Raw genomic sequence first — 4,306 nt, forward strand, 5'->3', positions numbered from 1 at the left:
TCGGCAGCGTCATGGACGTGATCAAGTCGGTGGCCGAGCAGACCAACCTGCTGGCCCTGAACGCCGCCATCGAAGCCGCTCGGGCCGGTGAAGCCGGGCGCGGTTTCGCGGTGGTCGCCGACGAAGTACGCGGGCTGGCCCAGCGTACGCAGAAGTCCACCGAGGAAATCGAAGGCCTGGTGGCCAGCCTGCAAAGCGGCACCCAGCAGGTGGCCAACGCCATGCTCGGCAGCCAGGGCCTGACCGACAGCAGCGTGGCCCTGGCGCGCAAGGCCGGTGAGTCGCTGGGCAGCATCACCAGCACGGTGTCGAACATCCAGTCGATGAACCAGCAGATCGCTGCGGCCGCCGAACAGCAGAGCGCCGTGGCCGAAGAGATCAGCCGCAGCATCCTCAGCGTGCGCGATGTGTCCGAGCAGACGGCCGCCGCCAGCGACGAAACCGCAGCCTCGAGCGTTGAATTGGCGCGCCTGGGTGGGCAGTTGCAGACCCTGGTCAGCCACTTCCGCGTCTGACCCCGAACAAGCCCGCTCCCTGGAGCGGGCTTGTTTCATACGAGGCTCGCCTCGCCAGCAAAAAGCGGCAAATCGCCACCAGAAACACTTCGCAACATTTCCGCTGAACGGCGTTCCAGCCCCCGAAAACACTGCCGATATTCCAGTTAAGGCAAGGGAAGGCCCAAGAAGATAATCATTCTGGGGGCACCCTTCGATGAACCACTGGTTAGCCAACATCAGCGTCAACCGCAAACTCACGCTCGGCTTCGGCCTGGTCCTGCTACTGACCGCCCTGCTCGCCTGGGCCGGCTGGAGCAGCGTCGACAACCTGATCAACCGCAGCAACCAGATGGGCGCGATCACCCAATACGGCACCGACCTCAACGAGCTGCGCGTCGCCCGCCTGCAATACATGCTCGCCGACGGCGACGAAACGGCCGCCAACACCGTGCAAGCAAAGCTGGACACCTTCGCCAACGAGCAGCAGCAACTGCTGACACGACTCACAGCCCCCGACTACGTCAAGGTCCTGAAGGAACAGGCCGCCTACACCGAACAGTACCGTGCCTCGCTGGGCAAGATGCGCCAGAGCTACAAGGCTGGCTTCGCGGCGCATGACGCCTTGATCGCCGCCGCCGACAAAGCCACCGAGTCACTCGACAACATCGCCAACAACGTGCTCGGCAGCGCCCAGCGCGACAGCAGCCGCCTGGAGCAATACCAACTGGTGGTCAGGACCCTGCGCCAGCTGGCCCAAGCGCGCCTGGACATGAGTACCTACACCGCCAAGCGCACCAGCGCCACCGAGCAGGCCGCCTTGCAGCAGCTCGACAAGGTCACCCCGCGCATCGATGCGCTGAAAAAGCAGTTGCCCGACGAGTCCGCCAGCACCCAGGCGTTCGAAAGCGCCATGCAGGGCTTGCGCCAGTCGCTGGCCAACCTGCGCGATGCCCACGCCTTGGTCGCCCAGGCGCGCCAGGAAATGATCGACCAGCAGAGCGAAAGCACCAAGCGCAACGACCAGCTCTACCAGCTCCAGCTGGCCGAGCGCGATAGCGAGAGCGCCCAGGCCCGCACCCTGCAAAGTGTCGCCACGGCGCTGGCGCTGCTGTTCGGTGTGCTGGCGGCGTGGCTCATCACTCGCCAGATCACCCGCCCGCTGCGTGAAACCCTCGACGTCGTGGAAAAGATCGCCAGTGGCGACCTGACCCAGAACCTGCACGTCACGCGTCGCGACGAGCTGGGCACCTTGCAGCAAGGTATCGCACGCATGGGCACCACTCTGCGCGAGCTCATCAGCGGCATCCGCGATGGCGTCACGCAGATCACCAGCGCCGCCGAAGAGCTCTCGGCGGTCACCCAGCAAACCAGCGCCGGTGCCAACAACCAGAAAGTCGAGACCGACCAGGTAGCCACGGCCATGCATGAAATGGCCGCCACCGTGCAGGAAGTGGCGCGCAACGCCGAACACGCCTCGCATGCCGCCACCGCCGCCGACGGCGAAGCGCGGGCAGGCGACCGCGTGGTGGGCGAGGCGATCGGCCAGATCGAACGCCTGGCCGCCGAGGTGCAGCGCTCTACCGAGGCAATGAACCTGCTGCAGCAGGAAAGCCAGAAGATCGGCAGCGTCATGGACGTGATCAAGTCGGTGGCCGAGCAGACCAACCTGCTGGCGCTGAACGCGGCTATCGAAGCCGCCCGGGCGGGCGAGGCCGGCCGCGGCTTCGCGGTGGTCGCCGACGAGGTGCGCGGGCTGGCCCAGCGTACGCAGAAGTCCACCGAGGAAATCGAAGAGCTGGTGGCGCGCCTGCAAAGCGGCACCCAGCAGGTGGCCAATATGATGCACGGCAGCCAGGGGCTTACCGACAGCAGCGTGGCCTTGGCGCGCAAGGCCGGCGAGTCACTGGGCAACATCACCCGCACGGTGTCGAACATCCAGTCGATGAACCAGCAGATCGCGGCTGCCGCCGAGCAGCAAAGCGCGGTGGCCGAGGAGATCAGCCGCGGAGTGATCAACGTACGGGATATTTCCGAGCAGACCGCCTCGGCCAGCGATCAGACGGCGGCGTCCAGCGGGGAGCTGGCGCGCCTGGGTGGGCAGTTACGGGCGCTGGTCAGCCGGTTCCGCGTCTGACCGCCATTACGGTGTTGGTCTTTTCGCGTCGGGCCGCCGCGAAGGGGCCGACAGCCACTCGGCGAAGTGCAAAGGCGCCAACCCACCGGGGTGCAACTTTAGTAACATAATCCGCGCGAGATTCGTTTCAGCTCCTACAAACGCGGCCGATACCCCATGCAGGCAATGGAAGGCCCACGACAACAACATCGGCTGGGGTAACTTTCATGAGCAACTGGTTCGCCAACATCAGCGTCAAACGAAAACTCACCCTGGGCTTCGGCCTGGTCCTGCTGTTGACCGGTATGCTGGCCCTGACCGGCTGGAACAGCGTCGGCAACCTGATCAACCGCAGCAACCACATGGGTGCCATCACCCAGTTCAACGACCACCTCAACGACCTGACCACCGCACGCCTGCAATATATGCTCACCGATGGCGACGAAGCTGCCGCCAGTGATGTACAGGCAAAGCTGGATGCCTTCAGCGCCGAGCAGAAGCAGTTGCTGACGATCCTCACGCAACCCGAGAACCTCAAGGTGTTGCGTGAGCAGGTGCAGTACACCGAGCAGTACCAGGCATCCCTGAACAAGATGCGCCAAGGCTACCAGGCCACGTTCACCGCCTATGCGGCCATGAACGCTGCCGCCAACACCGCCACCGATGAGCTGGACAACATCGCCAACCACGTGCTCGGCAGCGCCATGCGCGACAGCAATCGGCTCGAACAGTACCAACTGGTGGTCAGGCCCCTGCGCCAACTGGCCCAGGCACGCCTGGACGTGCAGCGTTACACCGTCGAGCTGACCAGCGCCACCGAGCAGGCCGCCATGCAGCAGCTCGACCGCATCACCCCACGTATCGAAGCCTTGAAGCGCCAGTTGCCCGAGCAATCGGCGCGTACCCAAGCGTTCGAGAGCGCCATGGCCAGCTTCCGCCAGTCGTTGGCCAACCTGCGCGATGCCCGCGCCGCGGTCGCCCTGGCGCGCCAGGAAATGATCGACGAGCAGACCGAGATCACCCAGCGCAACGACCAGTTGTACCAATTCCAGCTGGCCCAGCGTGACAGCGAGAGCGCCCAGGCCCGCACCTTGCAGATCGTTGCCACGGCCCTGGCGCTGCTGTTCGGCGTGCTCGCGGCCTTCCTCATCACCCGCCAGATCACCCGCCCGCTGCGCGAAACCCTCGACGTCGTGGAAAAGATCGCCAGCGGCGACCTCACTCAGGGCCTGCGCGTTACCCGCCGCGACGAGATGGGCACCTTGCAGCAAGGTATCGCACACATGGGCACGACCTTGCGCGAGCTCATCAGCGGCATCCGCGACGGCGTCACGCAGATCACCAGCGCTGCCGAGGAGCTCTCGGCGGTCACCCAACAGACCAGCGCCGGCGCCAACACCCAGAAGGTCGAGACCGACCAGGTGGCCACCGCCATGCATGAGATGGCCGCCACCGTGCAGGAGGTGGCGCGCAATGCCGAGCAGGCCTCGATTGCTGCCACCGCCGCCGACGGCGAAGCCCGCGAGGGTGATCGCGTGGTAGGCGAGGCGATCGGCCAGATCGAACGCCTGGCGGGCGAAGTACACCGCTCCACCGAGGCGATGAACCTGCTGCAGCAGGAAAGCCAGAAGATCGGCAGCGTCATGGACGTGATCAAGTCGGTGGCCGAGCAGACCAACCTGCTGGCACTGAACGC

The 4,306-nt window shown here is 65.3% G+C and carries 3 protein-coding genes; all 3 read left to right on the forward strand.

Annotation, left to right across the window (positions count from 1 at the left end; translation table 11 throughout):
* Positions 1-515, forward strand: a 515-nt coding sequence (locus tag ACQKPE_RS25840) for a methyl-accepting chemotaxis protein (RefSeq protein ID WP_427669535.1), incomplete at its 5' end; no start/stop codon positions are given.
* A 196-nt stretch (positions 516-711) separates the two neighbouring features.
* Entirely contained in the window at positions 712-2,631 is a 1,920-nt protein-coding gene (locus tag ACQKPE_RS25845; RefSeq protein WP_427669537.1) for a methyl-accepting chemotaxis protein, read from the forward strand.
* 206 nt (positions 2,632-2,837) lie between these two features.
* A partial coding sequence (locus ACQKPE_RS25850) for a HAMP domain-containing methyl-accepting chemotaxis protein (RefSeq protein ID WP_427669538.1) occupies positions 2,838-4,306 on the forward strand: 1,469 nt, incomplete at its 3' end.

Origin of the sequence: Pseudomonas sp. NPDC089554 (genome assembly GCF_050280645.1) — a bacterium.
In the GTDB taxonomy this organism is placed as follows: domain Bacteria; phylum Pseudomonadota; class Gammaproteobacteria; order Pseudomonadales; family Pseudomonadaceae; genus Aquipseudomonas.